This window comes from Mycobacterium sp. 1165196.3, from assembly GCF_001673415.1.
Lineage (GTDB): Bacteria > Actinomycetota > Actinomycetes > Mycobacteriales > Mycobacteriaceae > Mycobacterium > Mycobacterium europaeum_A.
Genome location: NZ_LZLU01000074.1, coordinates 1 through 5142 on the forward strand (window position 1 = coordinate 1; position 5142 = coordinate 5142).

Below are 5142 nucleotides of genomic sequence, written 5' to 3' on the forward strand. Positions count from 1 at the left end.
GGCGCGCACGCCTTCTGCCATGTATTCCTCGGCGTTGTCAATCATCCTGCGCCACAACATGTTCGCCAGGTCGCCACCGGTCTGCATGCTGCGCACCAGGTAAGCCATCAGCGGCGCGTACTCCTCGATCTCGGCCATCTGGGCGAACCACGTGGCGGGGTCGTTGGATTGCAGCGCCTCGGACTTGTTGCCGCGGATCGTCTCGGCGATATAGTCCTCGCACGCCTTGCGCAGGCCCTCTTTGGAGCCGAAGTGGTGAATGACCAGCGCGGCGCTGACGCCGGCCGCTTCGGCGATGGCGCGAAGGCCGACGCCGAACCCGTGCTCGCCGAATTGCTCGATGGCCGCATCTCTGATCCGGGCGGCGGCCGTCAGGTCGGCTGAACGCATGTTCAGTACGCTAAACGCATGTTCAGCCCGCGGTCAAGGAGGGCGCGCGTCAAAAATTCATAAAGATGCGGACCGTCCCGGTAAACCCGAGCTCAAGGCGACGGAGGCGCCTGGTGCGAAAAGATGGCCCGGGGCGACTCAGTCGCGAACGGCGGCCAGGATGCCGTCGCCGAGGGGCACCAGCGCCGGGGTGAGCCGCTCGTCCTCGGCGATCAGGCGCGCCGCCTCGCGCACCGCGACCACCTCGGCGTCGCGGGCGGCCGGATCGCCGGCCCGTCCGCCCAGCGCGGCGCGGTGCACCACGATCACGCCGCCGGGCCGCAGCAACCGCACACCCTCGACGACGTAGTCCGGCTGATCGATCGGGTCGGCGTCGATGAACACCAGGTCATAGGACGCGTCGGCGAGCCGGGTGAGTACCTCCTGGGCGCGGCCGCCGATCAGCCGCGTGCGCGACGGTCCGATGCCGGCTTCGGTGAACGCCTGCTTGGCCAGCCGCAGATATTCGGGTTCGAGGTCAATGGTCGTCAGCACACCGTCGTCGCTCATGCCGGACAGCAACCACAGGCCGCTGACGCCCGCGCCGGTGCCCACCTCGGCGACGGCCTTGCCGCCACTGAGCTTGGTCAGCAGGCTCAGCAGCGCACCGACCGCCGGCGTCACCGCGCCCGCACCGATGTCCACGGCCCGCTCGCGGGCGGCCGCCAACAGCGCGTCTTCCGATATCGAGGCTTCGGCGTGCGCGAAGAGCGCATCGGCCCGACTGGGCGCCGTCTGGCCGGGGGCTTCTGCGTCGGTGCCGTCCATGCCCGCAGCGTATTCCACTTCGCCGCGCGGTCCGGCAGGCGCGCCTGAGTCCGATCGGGGTGACACGCCCAACTGTGCCGATGCGTTTAAGGTCACTGCGCGATGGATATCTCCTGCACAGCGCAGGTAACGATACGGTTTCTCAGGTTCAGCTCAGACTGTTCATATACCGCACATACTCCGGTACGCGACGGTAGCCCTATGGATCGCGGAGGGCGTTGGACCGGGAATACCGACTGGGAACTACCTGTTGCCGCCAGTGACGAAGTGTCACTACTTGGCACGCCCGATTCGGAGGATTCGATCATCACCACGCTTCTCAGCCCCTCCAGCATGTCGCACGCGCAGGGGCTCCCCGCCGACGAGTGGGTGGAGCCGTCCGACGCGCCGCACGGCACCGCGGTGTTCGACGCGACCGGGGACAAGGCGGCCATGCCGTCGTGGGACGAGTTGGTGCGCCAGCACGCCGACCGCGTGTACCGGCTGGCTTACCGGCTTTCGGGCAACCAGCACGACGCCGAGGACCTCACCCAGGAGACCTTCATCCGGGTCTTCCGGTCGGTGCAGAACTACCAGCCCGGGACGTTCGAGGGCTGGCTGCACCGCATCACCACCAACCTCTTCCTCGACATGGTGCGCCGGCGCTCGCGCATCCGGATGGAGGCGTTGCCCGAGGATTACGAGCGGGTGCCCGCCGATGAGCCCAACCCCGAGCAGATCTACCACGACTCCAGGCTGGGCCCGGACCTGCAGGCCGCGCTCGATTCACTGCCGCCGGAATTCCGCGCCGCCGTCGTGCTGTGTGACATCGAGGGCCTGTCTTACGAGGAGATCGGCGCCACGTTGGGCGTCAAACTGGGCACCGTGCGCAGCCGCATTCACCGCGGGCGCCAGGCGCTGCGGGATTACCTGGCCGCGCACCCCGACCACGACGTGGCGCGCGCCAAGTCGGCGTAATCACCGGTCGCCCGCCTAACGTTCGGGCAGCTATTCAGCGGCTTTGCGGCCTTACCCTCGGTATCGCGCGGTCTGTCGCGCTACATTCGACATAAGGCGGCAATAAGAAATGAGTGGCGAGGAGTTGGTGATGCCCGATCGTGGACATGTGTTCCGCCGCGCGTTCTCCTGGCTCCCCGCTCAGTTCGCCTCCCAGAGCGACGCGCCCATCGGCGCCCCCCGCCAGTTCGGCTCCACCGAGCACCTGTCCGTCGAAGCGATCGCGGCGTTCGTCGACGGCGAACTGCGGATGAACGCCCATCTGCGCGCCGCGCATCATCTGTCGTTGTGCGCCCAGTGCGCGGCCGAGGTCGAGGACCAGAGCCGGGCCCGCGCGGCGCTGCGCGATTCGCGCCCCATCCGCATCCCCAGCACCCTGCTCGGCATGCTGGCCGACATTCCCTACGAGTCGCCCGACGACTCCTCCATGGCCGCCGACCGGTTCGCCGATCGGGACGGCCGGGAGCGGCGCAAGCGCCGGTAGCCGATCGGCGCCCCGCCCCTTCGAGGCGTCCCCCGCGCGCGTTCATGCCGACCGATGGCGGGCCATGGATACTAGGGTGGACACGGACAACGCCGGTGCCGCGTATTTCGCCCGGCAAAGGCCCGTCTCGAGCGCTCAAGCAGAGGATCCAAAAGGGACAACGTGACCTCCGACCAAGGCTACGACCAAGCAAAAGACAGCGGCAACCGCTTAGCGCCGCGCCCCATCTCGCGTCCGCCGGTCGACCCCGCGTCGCGCCGGGAGTTCGGTCGTCCCGAGGGGCTGCGCGGGTCGTTCGTGGCCGAACGAGTCCGTCCGCAGAAGTACCGCGACCAGGCCGAATTCCGGCCCAGCGACCGACCGGCCGACCCCGTATTGCAAGAGGCGTTCCACCGGCCGGACGGCAGCCCCGATTCGCTGCAGCGCCACCCGGTGGATGCCAATGCGCTGGCCGCCGAGAAAGACGGTGTGGGGCCCGACGAGCTCGACGACCCCTGGCGAGACCCGGGCGCCGCGGCCGCATTGGGCACGCCGGCGGTGCCGCCGTCGCGTTCCGGTACCGCCCTGGGTTACGGCGGCAAACTGGGCGTGCGCGACGTGTTGTTCGGCGGCAAGGTGTCCTACCTCGCGTTGTTGGTCCTGCTGCTGATCGCGTTGGTCATCGGTGTGCTCGGCGGGGTGATCGGCCGCAAGACGGCCGAAGTCGCCGAGGCCTTCACCACCTCGAAGGTGACGCTGTCCACCAGCGGCAACGGCGAAGGCCCGGCCGGCCGGTTCGCCAAGGTTGCGGCCGCGACGGCGGGCGCCGTGGTGACCATCGAGTCCAAGAGCGACCAGGAAGGCATGCAGGGCTCCGGCGTCGTCATCGACGGCCGCGGCTACATCGTCACCAACAACCACGTCATCTCCGAGGCGGCGAACAACCCCAGCCAGTTCAAGACGACCGTGGTCTTCAACGACGGCAAAGAGGTGCCGGCGAACCTGGTGGGCCGCGACCCCAAGACCGACCTGGCCGTGCTGAAGGTCGACAACGTCGACAACCTGTCGGTGGCGCGCCTCGGTGATTCCGACAAGGTGCGGGTGGGCGACGAGGTGCTGGCCGCGGGTGCGCCGCTGGGGCTGCGCAGCACCGTCACGCACGGCATCATCAGCGCGCTGCACCGGCCGGTGCCGCTGTCGGGCGAGGGCTCGGACACCGACACCGTGATCGACGCGCTGCAGACCGACGCGTCGATCAACCACGGGAACTCCGGCGGCCCGCTGATCGACATGGACTCCCAGGTGATCGGCATCGACACCGCCGGTAAGTCGTTGTCCGACAGCGCAAGCGGGCTGGGCTTCGCCATCCCGATCAACGAGGCCAAGCAGGTCGCCCAGACGCTGATCAAGGACGGCAAGATCGTCCACCCGACGCTGGGGGTCAGCACCCGGTCGGTGAGCAACGCGATCGCCTCCGGCGCCCAGGTGGCCAACGTCAAGGCCGGCAGCCCCGCGCAGAAGGGCGGCGTCCTGGAGAACGACGTCGTCGTCAAGGTCGGCAATCGCAAGGTCGCCGACGCCGACGAGTTCGTCGTCGCGGTGCGGCAGTTGACCATTGGCCAGGACTCGCCGATCGAGGTCGTCCGCGACGGCCGGCACGTCACGCTGACGGTCAAGCCAGACCCTGACCAAAGCTGATGTTCGGCAGCCTGAGCTGGGAGCACATGCTCGTCCTCGTCGTGGTCGGGCTGGTGGTCCTCGGGCCAGAGCGGCTGCCGGGTGCCATCCGGTGGACGTCCAACGCCTTGCGTCAGGCGCGCGACTACCTCAGCGGGGTAACCAGTCAGCTGCGTGAGGACCTCGGCCCCGAGTTCGACGATCTGCGCGTTCCGCTGAGCGAGCTGCAGAAGCTGCGGGGCATGACACCGCGCGCGGCGCTGACCAAGCATCTGCTGGACGGCGACGATTCGTTCCTGACCGGAGCCTTCGACAAACCGGCGAACGGCGCCCCGCCGCAAGCCCCGCACCCGGCCCCGCCCGCCGCGAACGGCCAGGCACTGGCGGCCGAACAGCAGTCCGGCGGTCACACGCCGTTCGATACCGACGCGACCTGAACCGTCAGCGCCGGGTCGGATCGAGCCCGAGCGATACGCCGGCCAGCCCGCGCTTGCGTGACGACAAGCTGTCGGCCACCCCGCGCAGCGCCTTGCCGACCGGCGAATCGGGCGCGCTCAGCACCAGCGGCGTGCCGGAGTCGCCCGCGGCGACCAGCTCGGGATCCAGCGGGATCTGACCCAGCAGTGGCACGTCGGCGCCCACCGCGCGGGTCAGCCGCTCGGCCACCTGCCGGCCGCCGCCCTCGCCGAACACCTGCAGCGTGGAGCCGTCGGGCAGGGTGAGGCCGGACATGTTCTCCACCACGCCGACGACGCGCTGACGGGTCTGCAGCGCGATGCTGCCGGCCCGCTCGGCGACCTCGGCCGCGG

General features: G+C 69.3%; 7 protein-coding genes. 4 read left to right on the forward strand and 3 right to left on the reverse strand.

The window, feature by feature from the left end; translation table 11 throughout:
• The coding region (locus A5659_RS07490; protein WP_156748893.1) for a TetR family transcriptional regulator at window positions 1-390 on the reverse strand (390 nt) is incomplete at its 3' end.
• 138 nt (window positions 391-528) lie between these two features.
• Window positions 529-1197 carry an O-methyltransferase gene (locus tag A5659_RS07495; protein ID WP_066873541.1) on the reverse strand — a complete coding sequence of 223 codons (669 nt, stop codon included), beginning with the start codon at window positions 1195-1197 and terminating at the stop codon, window positions 529-531.
• Between the two features lie 201 nt (window positions 1198-1398).
• Between A5659_RS07495 and sigE the strand changes: the two genes are divergently transcribed.
• From sigE to tatB, 4 genes are all read left to right on the forward strand, one after another.
• A complete protein-coding gene (gene sigE, locus A5659_RS07500) occupies window positions 1399-2154 on the forward strand; it encodes an RNA polymerase sigma factor SigE (RefSeq protein ID WP_066873531.1) in 756 nt (251 codons plus the stop codon).
• A 130-nt stretch (window positions 2155-2284) separates the two neighbouring features.
• Window positions 2285-2677: an anti-sigma E factor RseA gene (gene rseA, locus A5659_RS07505; RefSeq protein ID WP_197497946.1), complete on the forward strand. Its 393-nt coding sequence runs from the start codon at window positions 2285-2287 to the stop codon at window positions 2675-2677.
• 162 nt (window positions 2678-2839) lie between these two features.
• A complete protein-coding gene (locus A5659_RS07510) occupies window positions 2840-4354 on the forward strand; it encodes a S1C family serine protease (protein ID WP_066873536.1) in 1515 nt (504 codons plus the stop codon).
• Window positions 4354-4770, forward strand: a complete 417-nt coding sequence (gene tatB, locus A5659_RS07515; protein WP_066873539.1) for a Sec-independent protein translocase protein TatB — start codon at window positions 4354-4356, stop codon at window positions 4768-4770. The genes A5659_RS07510 and tatB overlap by 1 nt, the downstream gene beginning before the upstream one ends.
• A 4-nt stretch (window positions 4771-4774) precedes the next feature.
• Here the strand turns inward: tatB and A5659_RS07520 are convergent.
• Window positions 4775-5142 (reverse strand): P-loop NTPase (locus tag A5659_RS07520; RefSeq protein ID WP_156748895.1); only part of this gene is annotated, 368 nt, incomplete at its 5' end.

Excerpts from the sequence above, each read along its gene's own strand:
- rseA (WP_197497946.1), top strand. The coding sequence starts at position 2,285 with ATGCCCGATCGTGGACATGTGTTCCGCCGCGCGTTCTCCTGGCTCCCC.
- tatB (WP_066873539.1), top strand. The coding sequence starts at position 4,354 with ATGTTCGGCAGCCTGAGCTGGGAGCACATGCTCGTCCTCGTCGTGGTC.
- A5659_RS07495 (WP_066873541.1), bottom strand. The coding sequence starts at position 1,197 with ATGGACGGCACCGACGCAGAAGCCCCCGGCCAGACGGCGCCCAGTCGG.
- sigE (WP_066873531.1), top strand. The coding sequence starts at position 1,399 with ATGGATCGCGGAGGGCGTTGGACCGGGAATACCGACTGGGAACTACCT.